Annotated in this window: 19 protein-coding genes; 10 read left to right on the top strand and 9 right to left on the bottom strand. The window is 47.1% G+C overall.

Annotated elements, in window-relative coordinates:
• The first annotated feature begins 10 nt into the window (after positions 1–10).
• The 3 genes from ACJJI6_RS04935 (at position 11) to ACJJI6_RS04945 (ending at position 2,968) form a co-directional block, all read left to right on the top strand.
• Positions 11–1,300: a DSD1 family PLP-dependent enzyme gene (locus tag ACJJI6_RS04935; protein ID WP_475712660.1), complete on the top strand. Its 1,290-nt coding sequence runs from the start codon at positions 11–13 to the stop codon at positions 1,298–1,300.
• A 91-nt stretch (positions 1,301–1,391) separates the two neighbouring features.
• Positions 1,392–1,817 (top strand): hypothetical protein, encoded by a 426-nt coding sequence (locus ACJJI6_RS04940; RefSeq protein ID WP_475712661.1) that lies wholly within the window; start codon positions 1,392–1,394, stop codon positions 1,815–1,817.
• A gap of 431 nt (positions 1,818–2,248) precedes the next feature.
• Positions 2,249–2,968 (top strand): hypothetical protein, encoded by a 720-nt coding sequence (locus tag ACJJI6_RS04945; protein WP_475712662.1) that lies wholly within the window; start codon positions 2,249–2,251, stop codon positions 2,966–2,968.
• Between the two features lie 814 nt (positions 2,969–3,782).
• Here the strand turns inward: ACJJI6_RS04945 and ACJJI6_RS04950 are convergent.
• Both ACJJI6_RS04950 and ACJJI6_RS04955 read right to left on the bottom strand, forming a co-directional pair.
• On the bottom strand, positions 3,783–4,424 hold the full coding sequence (locus ACJJI6_RS04950) for a hypothetical protein (protein ID WP_475712663.1): 642 nt from the start codon (positions 4,422–4,424) through the stop codon (positions 3,783–3,785).
• 368 nt (positions 4,425–4,792) lie between these two features.
• Positions 4,793–5,701: a LysR family transcriptional regulator gene (locus ACJJI6_RS04955; protein ID WP_475712664.1), complete on the bottom strand. Its 909-nt coding sequence runs from the start codon at positions 5,699–5,701 to the stop codon at positions 4,793–4,795.
• A 151-nt stretch (positions 5,702–5,852) separates the two neighbouring features.
• Between ACJJI6_RS04955 and ACJJI6_RS04960 the strand changes: the two genes are divergently transcribed.
• The 3 genes from ACJJI6_RS04960 (at position 5,853) to ACJJI6_RS04970 (ending at position 8,385) form a co-directional block, all read left to right on the top strand.
• Positions 5,853–6,875, top strand: coding sequence for an NADP-dependent oxidoreductase (locus tag ACJJI6_RS04960; protein ID WP_475712665.1), 1,023 nt, complete (start codon positions 5,853–5,855; stop codon positions 6,873–6,875).
• 221 nt (positions 6,876–7,096) lie between these two features.
• Positions 7,097–7,744 carry a DUF6962 family protein gene (locus tag ACJJI6_RS04965; RefSeq protein WP_475712666.1) on the top strand — a complete coding sequence of 216 codons (648 nt, stop codon included), beginning with the start codon at positions 7,097–7,099 and terminating at the stop codon, positions 7,742–7,744.
• A gap of 47 nt (positions 7,745–7,791) precedes the next feature.
• Positions 7,792–8,385, top strand: coding sequence for a cytochrome b (locus ACJJI6_RS04970; RefSeq protein ID WP_475712667.1), 594 nt, complete (start codon positions 7,792–7,794; stop codon positions 8,383–8,385).
• 267 nt (positions 8,386–8,652) lie between these two features.
• On the opposite strand, the gene arsJ is transcribed toward ACJJI6_RS04970, so the two are convergent.
• The 6 genes from arsJ to ACJJI6_RS05000 all read right to left on the bottom strand — a co-directional run bounded on the left by arsJ (position 8,653) and on the right by ACJJI6_RS05000 (position 14,984).
• Positions 8,653–9,900: an organoarsenical effux MFS transporter ArsJ gene (gene arsJ, locus ACJJI6_RS04975; RefSeq protein WP_475712668.1), complete on the bottom strand. Its 1,248-nt coding sequence runs from the start codon at positions 9,898–9,900 to the stop codon at positions 8,653–8,655.
• Between the two features lie 120 nt (positions 9,901–10,020).
• Entirely contained in the window at positions 10,021–11,025 is a 1,005-nt protein-coding gene (locus ACJJI6_RS04980; RefSeq protein ID WP_475712669.1) for an ArsJ-associated glyceraldehyde-3-phosphate dehydrogenase, read from the bottom strand.
• A gap of 84 nt (positions 11,026–11,109) precedes the next feature.
• The gene (locus ACJJI6_RS04985; RefSeq protein ID WP_282932732.1) at positions 11,110–11,454 is read right to left on the bottom strand and encodes a metalloregulator ArsR/SmtB family transcription factor; all 345 of its coding nucleotides are present in this window, start codon (positions 11,452–11,454) and stop codon (positions 11,110–11,112) included.
• On the bottom strand, positions 11,451–11,879 hold the full coding sequence (locus tag ACJJI6_RS04990; RefSeq protein ID WP_444908373.1) for an arsenate reductase ArsC: 429 nt from the start codon (positions 11,877–11,879) through the stop codon (positions 11,451–11,453). The genes ACJJI6_RS04985 and ACJJI6_RS04990 overlap by 4 nt, the downstream gene beginning before the upstream one ends.
• Positions 11,880–11,977: 98 nt before the next feature.
• Positions 11,978–12,793, bottom strand: a complete 816-nt coding sequence (gene xthA, locus ACJJI6_RS04995) for an exodeoxyribonuclease III (protein ID WP_475712670.1) — start codon at positions 12,791–12,793, stop codon at positions 11,978–11,980.
• A gap of 91 nt (positions 12,794–12,884) precedes the next feature.
• Entirely contained in the window at positions 12,885–14,984 is a 2,100-nt protein-coding gene (locus tag ACJJI6_RS05000) for a carboxy terminal-processing peptidase (protein WP_413665723.1), read from the bottom strand.
• 545 nt (positions 14,985–15,529) lie between these two features.
• On the opposite strand from ACJJI6_RS05000, the gene ACJJI6_RS05005 reads away from it, so the two are divergent.
• From ACJJI6_RS05005 to ACJJI6_RS05020, 4 genes are all read left to right on the top strand, one after another.
• Positions 15,530–16,111: a TetR/AcrR family transcriptional regulator gene (locus ACJJI6_RS05005; RefSeq protein WP_475712671.1), complete on the top strand. Its 582-nt coding sequence runs from the start codon at positions 15,530–15,532 to the stop codon at positions 16,109–16,111.
• A 335-nt stretch (positions 16,112–16,446) separates the two neighbouring features.
• Positions 16,447–17,013 carry a carboxymuconolactone decarboxylase family protein gene (locus tag ACJJI6_RS05010; protein WP_475712672.1) on the top strand — a complete coding sequence of 189 codons (567 nt, stop codon included), beginning with the start codon at positions 16,447–16,449 and terminating at the stop codon, positions 17,011–17,013.
• Between the two features lie 140 nt (positions 17,014–17,153).
• Complete coding sequence (locus ACJJI6_RS05015) at positions 17,154–17,888, top strand: SDR family oxidoreductase (RefSeq protein WP_475712673.1); 735 nt, start codon at positions 17,154–17,156, stop codon at positions 17,886–17,888.
• Between the two features lie 26 nt (positions 17,889–17,914).
• On the top strand, positions 17,915–18,472 hold the full coding sequence (locus ACJJI6_RS05020) for a thioredoxin family protein (protein ID WP_444933142.1): 558 nt from the start codon (positions 17,915–17,917) through the stop codon (positions 18,470–18,472).
• A gap of 165 nt (positions 18,473–18,637) precedes the next feature.
• On the opposite strand, the gene ACJJI6_RS05025 is transcribed toward ACJJI6_RS05020, so the two are convergent.
• A complete protein-coding gene (locus ACJJI6_RS05025; RefSeq protein ID WP_413665728.1) occupies positions 18,638–19,174 on the bottom strand; it encodes a lipocalin family protein in 537 nt (178 codons plus the stop codon).
• Positions 19,175–19,346: the final 172 nt, after the last annotated feature.

Raw genomic sequence — 19,346 nt, forward strand, 5'->3', positions numbered from 1 at the left:
GGAAAGCACAATGGATATCAAGCGACGAAAGCTAATACTAGGTGGGGTCGCGTTAGGAGCGGTGGCAGGTGTCGCCGTTCTTCGCCCTAAAGCGCAAGGGCAGGGAGGGCACAACGAATACTTCTCCAGTGTTTCTAAAGCTCTGGATCATGCCGGCTTTTCTGGTCCCACCTTAGTCGTAGACCTGGAAAATCTGCAAAAGAACGCCGATATATTAGCCGGCCACCTCAGAGGTCACTATGACTACCGGGTAGTGGCTAAATCCTTGCCCTCGCTAAACCTGCTGGATGCTATTACTCAGCGAACAAATACCAATCGCATCATGGTATTCCAGCTGCCATTTCTACAGCAGCTGGTTAAATCTCATCCAGCGAGTGATATTTTACTGGGTAAACCTCTGCCGATTGCTGCGGCAAAGGCCTTTTATTTTGGCACTAGGGCGGAGCATTTTGATCCTACGCGGCAGTTACAGTGGCTGGTTGACAGCCCCCGCAGACTTAGTCAATACGCCGATCTGGCGCGATCGCTCAAACAATCCTTGCGAATTAATATCGAGATTGATGTAGGCCTACACCGGGGTGGCATTGCCAGTGCGGAAGATCTCTCCGCGATGCTCGGTATCATTCAGCGGGAACCCTATTTGGAATTTTCCGGTTTTATGGGTTACGACGCCCACGCCGCAAAAATGCCAGGTGTTCTCGGTGGACCTGAAAAGGCAATCACTCGGGGGTTGGATATTTACCAAAGCAGGGTGGAGCAAGCTAAGACCCAGCTGGGAAGTGCATTCCCGAAAGCGGCCACTTTGAACGCTGCCGGAAGCCCCACCTACCAACTGTACAAATCCCGAGCAGACCGGGCTCCCTGTAACGAGATTGCCGCTGGCTCGTGCCTGGTTAAACCGACGGGCTTTGATATTCCCACCCTGTCTGATCATTTACCAGCGGCGTATATCGCAAGTCCGGTATTGAAGAAATTGTCACAGACACAGATACCCGGCATAGAAGGGCTCACCGGACCCTTTAGTTGGTTGAACCCAAATCGGGAGCAAAGCTTCTTTATATCTGGCGGCTATTGGAAGGCGGAACCAGAATCACCAAAAGGTCTGTCGATCAACCCCATCTATGGCCGCTCCAGCAACCAAGAAATGCTGAATGGCTCAAAAAAGGTACTGCTGAATGAAGACGACTGGGTCTTTCTCCGGCCCACACAGAGTGAGTCCGTGTTCCTGCAGTTTGGTGATATTGCGGTCTATAGCAAAGGCGAGATAGTGGATCTCTGGCCGGTAATGAGTAATTCCTGAGGATTCAACCCCTGCTACGGGGTAAGTACAAATTTGTTTAATAGATGTACTGACCTTAGTGGCGGGCAAACAACAAGTCTTGGAGATATTGATGATCTATGAAGTTGTTTTGGTGTTAAACACGATTTGGTTTCTGATGGGATTTAACGTTTTCTCTTTGAGAAACCATATATTTGCGAAGTTACTGGTACCCAGGGAACAAAGGGATACCCCCGTATTTAATATCTTGGCAGAATCGGGAAAATTTCTGGGTGGTTTTAACCTGTCGTTGGCGCTACTCAATATCCTACTGCTAATCAGCCCCTCAGTATTTGCTACGGAGGTACAACGCGCTACGTTGCTGCTGGTGTTTGCTGTCACTCACGGAACACAGTTTATTTACAATGTCCCGGTAGCCCTACAAAACCGAAAAGGTGAAGGGCCGTGGCAAGTTAAAGGCGTGATGCGTTTTATTTTTGTCACTGACTTTATAATGATGTCACTGAATCTAATAGCCGCACTTTGGATACTCCTCTGAATTTTAAACCCTATGAAATTCGGCCACGATGCTTGTTGTGGCCGATAATGATCAGCATGCCAAATCAGTAGTGAGAATGTCATTGTTAAAGTCGATGGGCGAACTTTAATTTCTACAGAAAACGTCGGCGTATAATGTCTCTATTGCAGTTATTGGATCAAACTAAATAGGTACCTAATAATGTGTCGGCGGTGTTTATAATTGGTTCTCGCCGGACAAAAATTTGAGTCATTTCTTACGGCGCAGTACACAGGTGATTGTGTGCTCAGGATTGCTGATATTATGTTCAGGGCATGGGAGGGATTGTTAGTTTTCCCCCCAATTTAACTATTTGCTTATCTGATTTCAGGCAGATAAATTCCCTCGCTTTCCAAGTTTATAAGTTGACAACTAGTTGCTAACGGAATTTCCTCAATTATAGGGGCGACATAATGTACTTTAGAGTTAGTTCTGCGGGGTATGATATTTCAGGTGATATTGAATGGTTTGCGAGCTCTAAGCCTTACAATCCTCCACAAGGGATTGTGCATAGATCACTGCATAACCAAGCAGGAGTTATAGGTCCATTGCCAGGAGATATGGCTCGCTCCGCAATGGGGCTAATTAGCGGTGATTTGGGAGCAATAATTGGGGATCGAGATTCTGGGCTGGGGCGCAGCTGGGAGAGGCTTCACCTAATTGGAGTAAGCGCGGGTATTTTACATGAACGCCGTTACTCTAATTACAATACGATAATTGGCAGTCATGGCCTAAATACTGCGATGATCCCCTTTGAAGGTATTGCGAACTGGGTCTTAAATCAAAATCGTAAATTTTTCTATATTGTCAATGTGGACAAACAAAAAATACTTAACTTTACGGATCGAAATGGCATCGTCAGAGTAGAATCTGTACCCACGAAGCTCCGTCAGGCCATCACATATACATCGGAGCTGGACCCTAATATTTGGATTACTATACGGCAAGAACACCATGACACTCGGACGGCAAGTTTAGCTGATAATCAAGCTATTGATTACAGTGCAAGTATTACTGATGAGCTGAAAATGAAGAAAAGTAATTGGGAGCGTATTCGGGGTCGAATAGCCGCCATTGATCAACAGATTATAAATTGCCAAAATAATGCTCGCTGGAATCTGATAGACCTTTGACCTCTTGCTGATAATTATGTTGAAAGCAATAAGCTGATTATTTAGTTTGTGACTAATTATGGTAATTTGGCGAATTAAGTCGGCCCGATTCTCAAGAGATTAACTAGATTAATGAATTAGTATAAAAGGGGTTTATATATTGCTTCACTGCGCTTGTCCAAGTAACTGATAAATAGCGAGCTAAATACCGATATTTTAATGGTCACTCTTAGAGTTACCTTCTTTGACTTAAGTGTTGAGCAACATGCGATTCAGTGGCGTGATAGGATAGCTAATAAGGGCCGTTTGCTAGACTTAGTAGGTATCTAAAATTAACCAACCAAGTAGCACTTAAGCAGGGTATGCAAATACCTTATACATATTAGATAGAATAATATGACCAAATATCAACAATATGTTAATATTTTAATGATTTCCTAGAATGCTTATAGGTAGCCTTTTGGGCTGACCTTTCATTATGGCGTTGAAATACCTGATTCGCCGTTTTGGTTATCTGCTATCACTTTTTCATGTCTGGGTCTGTAGATATGCGAGAGCGGATGCTAAGCAGTATTTTTACGGTTATCTGCTGTCTTTCAAGTGATATAGATGTGCTAGGGGTACCCGGATTCACAGATAACGGCTTTAGATATTATTGCTAAGTAGACATCCGAAGTGAAAACGGGCTCCCCCGCTTCGTTGTACGCTTACTTTTTGTGTGGGTACTTTGTGCTCGGTTGGTCTTCGGCCTTTATAAATGTTAGTGAAGATATTGAGGGCTAGAGATTGGAGGGCGCCTACCTTCCAATAGTAATTTTTCGGGTAGGCGAAATTATTAATCAAACTGCTGAACTTCAAAAAAGCCTAAAAGCTCGTCCTTTCGACCAATATTTTGCGTGTAAAAGGTCCACTGACCACTATCATCTCGAACCCCGAATACCCGTGCACAGGTATCGTAGTATGCGGTACCAAGTGTTGCTTGCTTCTTCTTGAATTGTGCTCCTTTTCTACCTCCTTTGGGGCCGCCTATTGAAAGTCGCCTCTCCCCGGTTACATAGGGAGTTTTTACCATCTTCTCTAGGTCATCTCTTTGCTCGCTTCCCTTGATAGTCCCCCCGTGGGAAACATCACCTGCAACATGGATAACCGTTACACTTTTACTCTGGTCGTCATGGAACTTGAAGGTCATTCGACAGTTACTGAGGTGAGAGGTAAAGAAGTAAGGGGGACTTTTACTATTTAGAGTTACAGGTACAGCTGTTTTCCGAGCCCAGGTGAGATATGTCGCTTTCTTGCCAGAATTTCCGCTTTTTACCATCATGATTTTGTTGGGTTTTACAAATTCAAAATCAAACTCAATTTCGTAGGCACCTGATTGGCAGTCGAAGGCCTCTGTATTAAAGTCGAGTTCATAGGTTTTGAAAGCTAATTCAAAATCTTTTTCTAATAAGCTGATAAAGTCATCATAACTTGGCATGGCTCAATCCTTATGTCGCCGGCTGTTTTGATATAAGTGGTTTGCCTTGGTTTATTGGTACTAGCTCTCCCTTTTAGTTACTCATAGATAAATATACTTTTGGCATAATTTCTATCTTTCAACCTAGCATATCCCCCATTATGCTTCCAAGAAAATCTACGGGTAGCTTGAAATAGATCAATTTTTATTTTTCTGTGAGGTTGTTATATGTCCAGTGTGTTGGTGACTCGGGATATAAGTTTGTAATCGGATATAAATCTTTTCGAATAGTAACGAGAGAAAAGTGATTCTCTAATGGCGATCTTAATCAAATCAGTATTGATGATCGATATGATTTAAATAGTAAAGCAGGGGGTTTTAGCTTTCTTCTATCGCCCATTCAAATTTTCATAGATAAAATCTACGCAAAGCTTTATTTTGGGAATTTGGTATTTAGTGCGTTCATAAAGAAGAAATACTCCCAGATCGCCACCGGGGCTGACTGAAACTTTACCCTCGCAAGGTACCTGTACAAGCTCCCCTGTATCTAGATAGTTACAAATACTCCAGGAAGGTACGCAGAACATACCGCGGTGATTGAGGGCGGCTGCTGTTAGTGCTTTTCCGTTATTGCTGATAACTTTTGGAGTCAACTTCAGGGGCTCCCAGTGCTCGTCATTGTGTATGTACCACTCAATAACGCCGCGCGGCCCCCGGTATTGTAAGGTAGCAATTGACTCAATCGCCGACTTGTTTAAGGGGAGGCAATGCTCCAACTTGTCGATAAACTGCGGTGTGGCCACGAGGGTGAACTCATTATCCGATAGGCGTTTGGCAATAACATGCTCATCCGGGGCAAATCCTCCGCGAATCGCAATATCAATGGGATCTTTCCCTAACTGGGACAGGTCATCGTTATAGGTTAAGTCGAATACGATATTGGGGTAACGTTGGGCAAACTTCTCAAGAAGGGGGGTTAAATGCTGCTCTCCGTAAGTTGGGAGACAGCTGATGCGTATCAGACCGTTGGGCGCTTCAAAAGTCTGGCTAACCAGTTCATCAGCCTGTTCAAGCTGGCGAATTGCTTTACTTATCATCGAATAGTAGAGCTTTCCGAGCTCAGTAACCTTGACTTGGCGGGTACTGCGTTGCAGTAACTCCACTCCTAAGGACTGCTCCAGATCTTTTACGCGGCGAGAGATTGATGAAGCGGGAACCTCGAATTCTTCAGCAACTGCAGTAAAGCTATTCAGTTCTACCACCCGCTTGAAGTAACGCAATGCTCTGATTTTGTCCATAATCAACTTTTAACTGTCTGTCATCGGCTCAAAATATTCCCCATTATTGCCAAAATGACAAAAGACTTATACCTATTACCACCTGTTTTTATGCTCGCAGTATGGGCACTATCGCTTTCAATGTTTGTTGAACCGATTGTTAGGATGACCAATGAAAGCTTTGAAAATGACTCGCTATGGGGATATTGATAGCAGCCTGGAGTTTCAGTCAGCTGAGGTTCCCACCCCCAAGGCTGGTGAAGTTTTGCTTCGGGTGCATGCGGCTAGCGTAAATCCAGTTGATAACATGATGTTGCGGGGGGAGCTTAAATCGGTACGAAAGGAAGTATTTCCGGTTGGTATTGGCCGGGATGTTAGCGGTGAAGTTGTAGCAGTGGGGAATGATGTTGCTGGATACAGTGTAGGGGACCTGGTGTTTTCCAGGGTGGGGGAGGATCATGTGGGCACTATTGCAGAATATCTCACCGTTAGTGTTTCCCACTTGGCTGCAAAGCCCGAAAACTTGTCACACAGGGAAGCGGCGGGTATTCCGCTCGTTGGGCTGACCTCCTATCAGTCTTTGATCAAAGTTGCGGGTTTGAAGTCCGGCGAGAAAGTGCTGATACATGCAGGCTCAGGTGGTGTTGGCTCTATGGCGATCCAATTGGCGAAGTCTGTAGGCGCCTATGTGGTGACTACAACAAGTAGCGCGAATGTGGAGTGGGTGAAAGCACTCGGTGCCGACCTTGTTATTGATTATAAAAAAGATGACTACCGGCAATTACTATCTGATATGGATGTCGTATTCGATACTTTGGGTGGTCAGTATGCTTTGGATGCATTTCAGGTCCTGAAAACTGGTGGGCGTGTTGTCTCTGTTAAAGGGGCTTTAGATCCGCAGACAGCTGAAGAGCTTGGGCTAGGTTGGTTGCTCCGCAAGCTAGTGGCGCTTAAGTCACGAAAGCTAATGAAGGCAGCAAAGGGAAAATCTGCGCTCTATCGAATGGTTATTATGGAAGCCAATGGAGAGCAGTTGAATGAGTTGGGGGATCTGTACCAGCAGAAGATTCTCTCCCCGGTGATAGACAAGGTCTACCCTTTAGAGCAGGGTAAAGACGCATTGTCATATCTTGCTTCCGGGCGAGCAAAAGGTAAGGTGATTGTTTCGATGAATGATCCGATAAGTAACAAATAGCTAGGATCTAAAATTAACCTGGGCGCCAGAATTTTTATTTGAATGAGGCTGTTGGTTTTGGATATTCTCTTACGGCATAAGATTTTGGGGTCGCTGAATTTATTTAATAATATAAATTTTAAAATAGTAGAGATATATTCATATGAAAGTAGACTGCTTGAAGTTTCTATTAGCTTTAAGTCGTAGCCGACTGATGGTCTCCCTTAGGCAAAATGAAAATTGTGCATGATGAAATAGAACTGACCACTGCGGCAACCGATCTAGGGTTGGCTTTTGTTGCAATATATGGTGTTTTATATCTTCTGATATATGTGAATGGCCCATCCTGGAAGAGGGATATTTGGATCTGTTTCTTTAGCTTCATGTTTATCGTTTCATTAATGGCTGCTGCATATCATGGGGTTTCACTATCACCGAGTGCTCGCCATTTTTTGTGGTATGGCGTGCTTGTGTTATTTGGGCTTCTTATCTCTACATTTGTGTTGGCTGTCGCAGTCGACTTCATAGGGGAAGGGTTTTCCAAGAGTTTTATTCCGGTCATATTTGGTATTTACTTAGCTGTACTTATAGGCTCTATGTTTTTGAAAGATAAGTTTCTTGGATTTGCGATTTATCAAATGTTGATTTCTAGCGTAGCTTTAGTTGTCTATATTGCGATATCTGTGGCCGAGAAGAAGTATCTACCTGGAAGTTGGTTAATGGCACTAGGCGCTTTGATCAGTATTGTCGCAATGCTGATCCAAATAAACGGTACATTATCATTTGAATTTATCTGGAAATTTAATTACAACGGCATTTATCATATTGTTCAAGCTGTTGGTATTGCATGTTTTATTATCGGATTGCACAGATATTTCTCAACAAGATAATATAAGTATTATTAATAATATTCAGCCCATATAGAAAAGTGGTTAAAGTGAGTCTACGAAATAATCCGAACGGCTATGGTTCAGTAGCCAAGTGGCTACATTGGTTAACGGCCTTATTGTTTTTGGGGTCCTATATTTCAGTCTACTACCGCCAGTGGTTTACTCAAGAGGAAACACCGGCGAATTGGACTGCCTTGCAGTTACATCTATCTATTGGTGTCACCATTGGGGTGATCGTCATCCTAAGAATCGTATGGCGTCTCACTAATCCACCACCGCCATTAGAACCAGGTAGCTCCTTGGAACATTTTGCCGCTCATACCGGTCATGTTCTTCTCTACTTGATTATGATCGTCGCTCCGCTAACAGGGTATATTGGAACGGGTGTGGATACGGACTACTTCTTTCTGTTCGAGATTCCGAAGTTTGAGAACACCCAAGCTTTTGTGGCGATAGTTCAGGATCGAATGGGGCTAACCTTTGAAGAGTTTGAGAAGCCTGTGGACTTTATCCATAAAGAGATTCTAGGGCAGTGGGTGGTCTGGATCTTAATCTTGGGGCATGTAATGGCCGCTCTTTACCACCACTACATCAAAAAGGATCGGACTTTGCTAAGGATGACCGCGACTAAGAAGTCATAGTTCTTGCGATGGTTTTGGCAGAAAGTAGTGGCAAATAGGCATTGAGCGCCAAATCCAGACATTTTAACCTCGAGTTTTTGCAGCTCCTGTGGAACTGTGCACTTGGACTTGAGGTGGGTGTTATATGAGGTATTTGGTCCTTGCTTTGATTCTATTTCAAATGGGGTGCATTCCTGAGTCCAAACTGTATCGAATCGCGCAGGTCGAAATGGTCCCTCAGCCTACTTGCCAGCCTTCGCTGGCAAGTAGCACTTATCTGCGACCTGATTAGCTCCTACTTAAGCTGCCAACCTCCTGAGCCCCGGTTTTGTGTCTGGGCAAACCCAGTGAAACCAGTGCGGTTAGCAGCAGAAAAGCACTGGAAATAAGTAGGCAAGCCACCAACCCCTGAGTTTGGAATACCCACCCCGAGAGCAGTGTCCCGAGCAATCGCCCAGCGGCATTTGCCATATAGTAGAAGCCCACATCCATAGAGACACCATCTTCCCGAGCATAGGCAACTATCAAGTAGCTGTGTAAAGATGAGTTTACGGCGAAGAGTACAGCAAACATCAAAAGTCCACCCAGTACGGCGAGCTGTGGATCCATCCCTTTGTGTAATGCGGTTGCGATTAATGCGGGCACTGCAGTGAGCGCTATTGCCCAGAAGAGTGCGGTTCGGCCATCCGGAGCCTGGGCTGAACGTGCCGTCGTGACCTTTGGGGCCTGGGTTTGCACTATGCCGTATCCGATCACCCAGGATGCCAGGAAGGCACCCACCTGCCAGTGGCTCCAACCGAACTGGCTGGCCAGGAAAATCGGTAGAGCTATAACAAACCAAACATCCCGGGAAGCAAACAAGAGTAATCGCGCGGCCGACAATATGTTGACTGCGGGACTCTTGGAAAAGATATCTCTGAATCGGCTTTTTACTTTGGCTTTCCCTAAGTCCCGCTTAAGAAATTTGAGACTCAATATCCAAACTATTCCAAGAGCTAGGGCCATCGATGCAATCGCGCCTTGAAAGCCAAGTGAGGCGAGTAGGGCACCGCCAAGAAAGAAGCCCAAGCCTTTTAGCGCGTTTTTCGAGCCGGTTAGGAGGGCGATCCATCGATACAAGGTGCCACTGGCCTGATCGGGCACCAGTAACTTGATTGAGCTCTTCGCACTCATTTTATTCAGGTCTTTGGCGATACCGGAGAGGGCTTGGGCGGCCATAACCAAGGGGACCGAGAGATACTGACTGGGTGCCAGCAGCATGGAAAGAGCAACAACCTGTAAGGCCAGTCCCAAATTCATGGTCCGGTTGAGTCCAATCCGGGCACCGAGCCAGCCGCCGACAAGATTAGTGACTACGCCAAAGAATTCGTAGAAAAGGAAAAGCAAGGCTATTTGCAAAGGGCTGTAGCCGAGTTCGTGAAAGTGCAGCAGCACCAGCATGCGCAGAGCGCCGTCAGTCAAAGTAAATGCCCAGTAATTGCCTGTTACCAGCAAGTATTGGCGCACTGGCGACGATAAATTGTGAAGAAACTGCATGACCTTGTTCTGTGTACTGCTACTTACTAAAAGCAGGAGGAAAAAATATGAGCTCATGGAGAGGCGTACCCCTCAGGTGCAGTGTGTTCTTTCCTTCCGGCCCCGTTGTACTTTGGCTGCTTAGCCCATGGTGCCAATCATTCGAGCCAATTCCGCCGTGCGGTTGGCGTAACCCCATTCATTGTCATACCAGGCGTAAACTTTTACCTGGGTGCCGTTAACGACCATGGTCGATAGAGCATCGATAATGCTCGATCTGGGGTCGGTTTTGTAATCCACGGAGACGAGGGGCCTTTCCTCATAGCCGAGGATATCTTTTAGTTCACCCTCTGCCGCGTCCTTAAATAACTGGTTTACTGCCTCTGGGGTAGTGGGGGTTTCTACTTCGAAAACACAATCGGTAATGGATGCGTTGGCTAGGGGAACACGAACTGCGTGGCCGTTTAGGCGGCCGGACAACTCTGGAAAGATGGTGGCAATAGCTGTAGCTGAACCTGTTGTTGTGGGAATCAGGCTGGCACCACAAGCACGGGCTCTGCGCAAATCTCCATGGGGTGCGTCGAGGATAGTCTGGGTATTGGTGATATCGTGAATAGTGGTGATTGAACCGTGACGAATACCCAGGTTTTCGTGAATAACCTTTACTACCGGAGCAAGGCAGTTAGTCGTACAGGAAGCGGCGGTAATAATCTGGTGTTTGTCCGGCTGGTATATATGTTGATTCACTCCAAGGACAATGTTCGGTACTCCAGCCTCTTTTACTGGTGCAGAGACCAACACCTTCTTTACCCCTTGATCCAGGTAGGGTTGAAGAAGTTCGGTAGTTTTCATTTTACCGGAGGCCTCTACCACCAGATCACAGTCTTTCCAATTGGTCTCTGCAATCGCGGTATTGCGGCTACAGGTTATTGTTTTGCCATCAACCTGAATTGTGTCATCAACGGCTTTCGCCTCTCTGTGCCAGCGTCCGTGTACAGAGTCAAAGTTAAGAAGGTGGGCGAGAGTGGCTGCATCACCGGCAGGGTCATTAACCTGGACAAACTCAACTTCAGGCCAATCCCAGGCAGCGCGCAGTACCAGCCGGCCAATTCGGCCAAATCCATTGATCCCAATTTTGATGGTCATTGTTAATTTTGCTCCGTTTCTGCCAGGCACATATGAAAAATCATATATATCTGGATAGTTTAAATCTTAGGTCGGCAGGCGTTATCAGCAGCACAGACTTGTGCGCTCTGGCCGGTCTCCCATTTGAATCAGGTTGTTGAGGTCTTCGGTAATAAAGTGCTGGTTCGCCTGTAAGGTGTCGAACAGTACAGACTTTGCCCAGGCATTTAAGTCCGGGTTGATTCGGTAAAACACCCACTGCCCCTGGCGGCGGTCTTGGAGCAGGTCTGAACTTCTCAGCAAGGCGAGGTGCCTGGAAATTTTCGGCTGGCTCAATTCGAGGGCTGCCGTTAGCTCGCATACGCAAAGCTCTTCCTCGTGAGCAATAAGGAGCAATGTGCGTAGCCGTGTATCATCGGCCAGGCATTTGTAAAACTGTACTGGGTTCATGCTGCTCTTTTTCGTAAATCCGCCTCGGCTTGGGCCAAGACCAGTAGTTTGATGCGAGTGCTCAACTCACGTGCCGTGGTGTAAAAAGGGCAGAAGCAGTGCCGCTTTGTCGGTTCCTTAAAATTCCAGGCAATCATCTTGTCAACTTTTGGGGAGGGTACGTACTCTTCCCGGCTTTTGTCGCAAAGTGTGATGACCAGGTCAAAAGGTTGGTCAGCTACATCTTCTACAACTTTGGGAATGAGTCCCTCTGTTGAAACCCCCAGTCGCTCCAGTGCTTGCAGAGCGCGTGGGTCCACTGTATGGACATTGGTGCCGGCGCCAACGGCTTCGTACGAGTTGCCTCCAAAATGCCGCAACAGTGCCTCAGCCATCAGTGAGCGGGCAGAGTCCCCAGCGCAAACAAACAGAACACGCCTTTTCATTGGAGGGCTCCATTTGGCTTTTTAACAATTATATATGGAAAACCATATATTCATAGTCTTAAAAATAGCCCACTGAACCAGCGGGCTGTAACCTGTGCTTAGAGCTTAAACTCGGCCCATACAGGCGCGTGGTCTGATGGGCGTTCCATAGCTCGAATATCGTAGTCCACGCCAGTCCCGACACATTTCTCTAGAAGAGAGTTGGTGGCTAGAATCAAGTCGATACGCAGGCCGCGTCTGGGCTCGCGATCGAACCCACGACTGCGGTAGTCGAACCAGCTGAATACATCGTCTGTTTCTGGGTTTTGTGCGCGGAAGGTGTCGGTGAGCCCCCAGCCTTCAATTTTTTGAAGCCACTCGCGTTCTTCTGGAAGGAAGCTGCATTTGCCATCGCGCAGCCAGCGCTTGCGATTGGGTTCACCAATACCAATATCCTGGTCGCTGGGTGAAATATTCATATCGCCGATAACCAATACAGGCGCTTCCGGCTTACACGTGGTTTGCAGGTAAGTGTCCAGGTCGGCGTAGTACTTTTGCTTTGCCGGGAATTTAACCGGGTGCTCGCGATTTTCACCTTGCGGGAAATAGCCATTGATAACCGTGAGAGGCTCAGGACCACCGATATCAAATTTTCCGGCAACCATACGGCGCTGGGCGTCGCTGGCATCGGTTGGGAAACCGTATTCGCGATCAATAAAGGGCAGGCGTGAGAGCAGGGCAACGCCGTAGTGTGTTTTTTGGCCAAAATAAATCAGCTCATAGCCCAGGTCTTTTATCGCATCTACTGGAAAATCTTCGTCGGTGACTTTGGTTTCCTGTAGGCCGATGATATCGGGCTGATGGTTGTCTACCAGGGCCTGCATCTGGTGCAGGCGAGTGCGAATACTATTGACGTTAAAGGAAACAACCTTCATCTCTTCCCCCAAAATAAAAAAGGTCGGGCTAGCCCGACCTAAGAGTTAGTTCGCGGACCGGGCGCACGCCGCGCCCAGTGCCTATCAGTATTTAGAAGTTAGCAACTTGGGGCGGGGCCTTGCTGGCCTTATCGGCCAGGCCGATAAAGTCCGCCATTATATAGCCCGCTTCATTCAAAATTGGATCTTTTTCCAACTTGATCTCTACAGGACCACCAATGTTGGCCACCTCTTCAGATTCGCTTTCTTCGTATGCCTCAAAGTTCTCGTAGGGTTCAAGGCCTTTAGCTTTGCGGCGACGGTTTTCCATATCCAGCAATCGCTGATTAACGGACTTGCGCTCATTCTCTCTAGTTGATTCGTTGAGAGAGACATACTTCTTGTCAGCCCGCTCGGCGTCGAACTTGAACTGATCGCGCAGGAAAACAAAATCTGGATCTGTTTCCGTGCGCTTGTTGTGCTTGGTAATCAAGTTCGGGATCAGCATCTTCAAGTTGAAATACTTCGCATGAGGCACAGCGTGGATACGGTCCCAGGGTAGGGCAGTATCGTAAGCACTTTCACCGACATTTTCGGCATCAATCAACTGTGGCATATCGATGTCTGGCTTCACACCCGCGTGCTGTGTGCTGTCTCCGGAAACCCGGTAGAACTTGGACTGGGTAATTTTCAACTGGCCTTCCTTCAGGGGAGCCATAGTTTGCACAGTACCCTTACCAAAGGATTGGTTACCCACTACCAGGCCTCGGTTGTAATCCTGGATTGCACCGGCAAAAATCTCGGATGCTGAGGCCGACAAGCGATTAATCAATACCATCAGCGGCCCGCGATACATGGCGCGGGAGCGCGAGCGGTTGTGGCGGGAAATCTGCTCATTGGCATGGCGGATCTGCACAACAGGGCCCTGATCAATAAACAGGTCTGTGAGCATGGTGGCTTCTTGCAGTGAACCACCGCCATTGTTGCGAAGATCCAGAATAATACCGTCAACCTTCTCCTCTTTAAGTTCACTCAGCAGACGGGCAACGTCTCGCGTGGTGCTCTTATAGTTGGGGTCTCTGCGGCGATAGGCATCGAAGTCGATATAGAAGGTCGGCAGGTTGATCACACCGATCTTGTAATTCTTGCTGCCATCAGAGAACTCAAACACTGCCTTCTTGGCCGCCTGATCTTCAAGCTTCACTTTGCTGCGCTTGATCAAGATAGTCTTATGAGTGCCGTCACCACCAGTGGGGATGGTTTCCAGGCGAACATAGGTACCGGCCTTGCCGCGAATCAAGTCGACAACATCATCCAGGCGCCAGCCCACTACATCGACCATTTCGCCTTCTTTATCCTGGCCAACACCCACGATTTTATCGTTGGGCTTGATCTTGCCAGTGCGATCGGCTGGACCACCGTGTACCAGGCGAGCAACTTTGGTGTATTCCTCGTCTGCCTGCAGCACAGCACCGATACCCTCCAAGGAGAGGGACATGCTCATATTAAAGTTTTCCAATGAGCGCGGTGACAGGTAGTTGCTGTGTGGATCGTAGAGACGAGTCAGTGAGTTCATATAGAGCTCAAATACGTCGTCGCTCTTCTGCTGCTCGAGACGCTTCTTTTGGCCTTTGTAACGGCGCACAAGAAGGTCTTGGATTTCCTCATCGGTTTTACCGGTAAGGCGCAGATTCAGGATGCTGCTCTTTAAGCGCTTACGCCAAAGCTCATCTGCAGCGCTGATCGAGTTGGGCCACTGGCTTTCCTCCCGATCCAGCTCAAGGGTCTCTTCCCGAGAAAAGTCATAGGCGGGCAGGCCTTTCTCTAGTTGGGACAGGATGTTATCTAGCCGGTCGCCCATACGCAGGCGGAAACGGTTGTAGATACTGAACCCAGCGGTGACATCACCAGCGCGAAGCTGGTCATCCATCTCTGCTTCCCACGCGCGGAACTCATCGATATCAGAGGCGAGGAAGTAACTTTTAGTGGGATCGAGTGCATCGATATACTCGTTCCACAAGTTCTCGGACATTTCGTCGCCGATTTTGATTTTGTTGTAGTGCAGCATTTCAAGCTTGCTGACTATCTCTTGTGCAGTACCACCTTGACCCTCTTCGGGGGCTATTCGCTCTGGCTCTGCCAGAACACTTGTGGAAAGAAGGCCAATGACCAAGAAGCCGGAAAAGTAAGCGGCGATCCGATTGGTAAGCATAGGGAGTCTCTTTATACGTCCTACTTCATAGGCGTCCGGCCCTTATGGCTCGGCGACCTATAGCTTAGGACAAGTATAAAGGCTGAAAGCTCCAAAGGGCATGAAATACCTCTAATCAGAGATGGATCTTTTTCTTTAACACTGTATTTAGCAAAATAGCTTTCCTATTGAGTGTAAAATTGAGGCATTTTTTCTCGTTTTGAAGGCTTGAGTATGTATGGTCATCATAACTATTGTGTAACTGCAACTGTAAAAAAGCGTTAAAAATAAGCAATTTGACTAATAGGTCAGAACCACTTTGATGACTTTGAAGGCTTTTAGGGTCATGAAGTTGCACCAGTTGCCACTTTATTAATTCGAATGAGCGCTCCTCAGCTAGAAGTGTTGCTCCAATAATCAATGTGACCGCAAAAATGGTGTTTTGATTTCGGAGCAATAGGCGAATATCGGGCGAGTGCCAGTATCTGTATCTGCGAATCGTGTTTTTACCACTTGGTCCAAACAGTGGTAACATGGCCAGTAGATTTGTTTGAGGTAAGGTGCTTATGCCTTGGGAGAAAAGTTTCGATGTCGATAGCGCAGTTGATAAAGCGACGGAAGCCTTTTGGAAAAAAGGCTTTGAAGCGACTTCTCTGGCCGACCTGCTCAAAGCTACTGGGCTGACTAAAGGGAGCTTTTATAATGCCTTTGGCAGTAAGAAGCAGCTTTTTACCCTGAGTTTACTCAAGTATGAGAGAGAGCAGCGGCGCGACGTAATGGCCCGGCTTGAGTCGTTGGAAGATCCTATCGGCGCTATCAGTCAGCTTTTCGACTCCCTAATTGAACAAAGCCTTGCAGATCCGGAAAAGAAGGGCTGCTTTTTGGTTAATACCGCACTCGATATGCCTAACCTGGATAGCGATATTGGGGATACTGTAAAAAAGGGCTTGCGGGATACTGAGTCATTTTTTGCAAGGCAGGTTCGCCTGGGGATAGAGAAAGGTGTGATATCTGATCGGGTAGACCCGGAAGTCTGCGCCAATAGTTTACTGACTCTGTTAGTCGGCTTGCGAGTGTTGGCACGTGGAGTTTTTAATAAGGAAAGCCTCTCTAGAATTAAGGTACAGGCATTAGACTTGCTGCGTTGACCTGATCTTTCTTCTGGCGTTGAAAGCTCTTCGTAGGGCCTTGGCGCCGTCCTCTCGGTTGCCAGGGTTGCACTGTGATTTCCCTCTCCTGACCTCCATTGATCCTTCCTGTCAATTTTGCATTGGATAGGGCTTCATATTTTTTCTGTTCATTCTCCGTAGGCATTAATGCATAGCAAATAGTTATATAAATCATCTTTACCGATCGGTACAAACTCATTAGCATTGTTTGTAGCAATCGGTACATACAGTTTACGGGGGTGTCTCCCCTTATTTTTTAACCAGGCTTGGACCGATCGCTACAAACAAGTGAAACTATCTAGTCAGGAAATATGATGGCTACTTTCAAGACTCACACGATTGAATCCGCTCCTGTTGCTGCTCAGCCTCTTCTTGCAGGCGCTAAGAAATCGATGGGCTTTGTGCCCAATCTATTCGCAACTATGTCAGAGGCCCCCGCATTACTTGAGGGTTATACGACCTTGGCGGGAATTTTCGATAAAACCAATCTTTCCGAGACAGAGCGCCAAATCATCTTAATGACAAACAACCGCCTGAACGGGTGTCGTTACTGTATGGCTGCTCACACATCCATTTCCCAAATGGCCGGTGTTGAAGCGGAAATAATTGAAGCATTGCGTAGTAACACACCGATTGCAGATGAAAAGCTTGAGGCATTACGTACATTTGCTGCGGTAGTGAATGAAAGCCGTGGCTGGCCGACAGAGGAACAAGTTAGCGCTTTCCTTGCTGCTGGCTACACGCAGCAGAGCGTACTGGAAGTGGTTCTAGGTACCGCTTTAAAAGTTATGTCCAATTATACAAATCACATTGCCGAGACCGCCCTGGATAGTGCCTTTGTAGTTAATGAGTGGACTCCCGAAGGAGAGGCAGTGGCCTGATTTCTGGCCTGGGCTTGATTGGCCATCCAGCCCTCACTGAGGAGACATGGGGTGGCCATCAACAATTCGTAGCGGAGCCCGCAACTGTGTTGCGAATCGAAATTTGAATTTATTCGGCTTAAGTAACTGAGGTATACGAAATGACTCTTCGAGCTAGCAATATCACTGCATTAATCACAGGGGCAAATCGAGGTATCGGCAAGGCCATTACAGAGGGGCTGTTGGATGCGGGCGCGGTTAAAGTGTATACCGCTGTTCGCGACCTAGCCTCGGTGAGGCAGCTCGTTCAAAAGTATGGTGAAAGGGTCGTCCCCTTTGAATTTGATCTTTCACGTGAAGAAACCATTCAAAACGCTGTAAAGGTTGCCGGTGATGTCAATCTGGTTGTCTCTAATGCGGGCGTAGTGAAGCTATCGACACCCTTGGACGATGATGCTGTGGAGAGCTTCAAGTATCAAATGGAGGGCAATGTTTACCCACTGATAAACCTGGCCAAAGCGTTTGGCCCTGTTTTGAAATCTAATGGTGGGGGTGTCTTTGTCCAAATGAACTCACTGGCATCCATCAAAAATTTTCTCCCATTTACTGGTTACTCCGGCTCAAAGGCGGCTGCCTATGCAGTAACTCAGGGTTTGAGGGAGGCCTGGGTCGAGCAGGGGACTCAAGTTATCAGTGTTATTGCTGGTCCAATCAAGACGGATATGGCCGACTCCGCAGGCATGGGAGAGGGAGCCCCTCCAGCGAGTATCGTATTCGATGGCATTATGAAGGCACTAACAACGGGTGATTTTTTTGTTTATCCAGATGAGATGGCTCAAGAGGTCGCAAAAATTTACGCTCCCTATGCCAAGGGCGTACTTGAGATAGAAAGCTAATTTAGAACCCAAGAGAGGATCGGGCAATGTTACTAGATACTCCAGTATGTGATTTCGGATGGAAAGCCCCAGACTTTACCTTGAAAGACCCTGACGGCAAGAGCTTTCGGATGTCGGACCATCTGGGAAGCAAGGGGCTGTTGATTGCATTTATCTGCAATCACTGTCCCTATGTTCAGGCGATTGCAAATCGTCTAGCTGAGGATGTGCGAGAGCTACAAGGGCTGGGCATTAATGTTCTGGCCGTTATGTCAAACGATTATCGCGATTACCAAATTGACAGTCCTCCTTATATGGCGAAGTTTGCCCGAGACCATGGGTTTACTTTCCCCTATTTGGTTGATGAAGATCAGTCCGTAGGGAGAGCTTACCAGGCGGTATGTACACCGGACTTCTTCGGGCTGAATAAGGATGGAGAGCTCCAATATCGAGGCCGCATCGATGATGCGGGAATGGGAAATCCGGCTGGCCGAACCAGGGAGCTGGTCAATGCAATGAAGTTGATCGCAGAGACTGGGGCAGGGCCGGAAAAGCAGCTGCCAAGTATGGGGTGCTCTATTAAATGGAGTGGTAACTATAACTGATATGGGTTGCTAGCTGACAGGAATGCTCTGGCGAACATAAAGCACACAAAATATAAGAAAACACATTAATATAATGAGCTAACCTGTTGATTATAAAGAATTAATAAAAAGTTAATGTGGTTTGTTAAGTGGCGGGTGCCAGAAGTGTGACACCCGCTTTCTTATTTACTCAGTAAGCTGGCGGGTCATGATGATGTGGTCAATGTTATAACCATGCTTTGTAACTGCCAGGTCTAGTAGATAGTCTGTAATAGCTTCATCCAGCTGGGGAGTGCGGCTTAACAGGTAGAGGCTGGAGCGGTCCGGATCACCAACGAGTGACCACTGATAGCCAGGATCTAGCTCTAGTATCCAGTAGTCGCCGGCAGCTTTACCCTCAAAGAAGGTGATAGCGAGTTTGCTGTTCGTCTCGTCAATGGGGACTCCAGTGCCCTGAACACTGATCGGGAACCCATATTTTGGGTGTAAGATTCGACAAAAATTGAAAACGCTGATAGATCCATCATCATTGAGGCCGTAGTCCGCTGTTACCGCAGTACAAGCTGGCTGGAAAATTTGCGGTAGCCGGGCAATCTCATACCACTTGCCGAGATACTGATTCACATCAACATAGGGAACCGTTTCCAGTTCATCATCTGCCAGAACGGCCTGGGTACTGAGTGCAAACAGTACAATTCCTATACCTCTCAATAAGCTCTTCATTTCCTTGCTCCTTGTGTTCGCAGTTTTTTAGGCCGCCAGCTTCATAGCTAAGCGACAATCTCTTTACGGGGATATAACTGGAACGGATTAACCAGGTTCTGTGTTTAATCTGAATTTCAAAAAAGTGTCACCTAGGTGAATGAGCTGAGGTCTTAGAAGTTGACAGAAGTTC

It is taken from the genome of Microbulbifer maximicatervae (SeqCode), assembly GCF_056232625.1.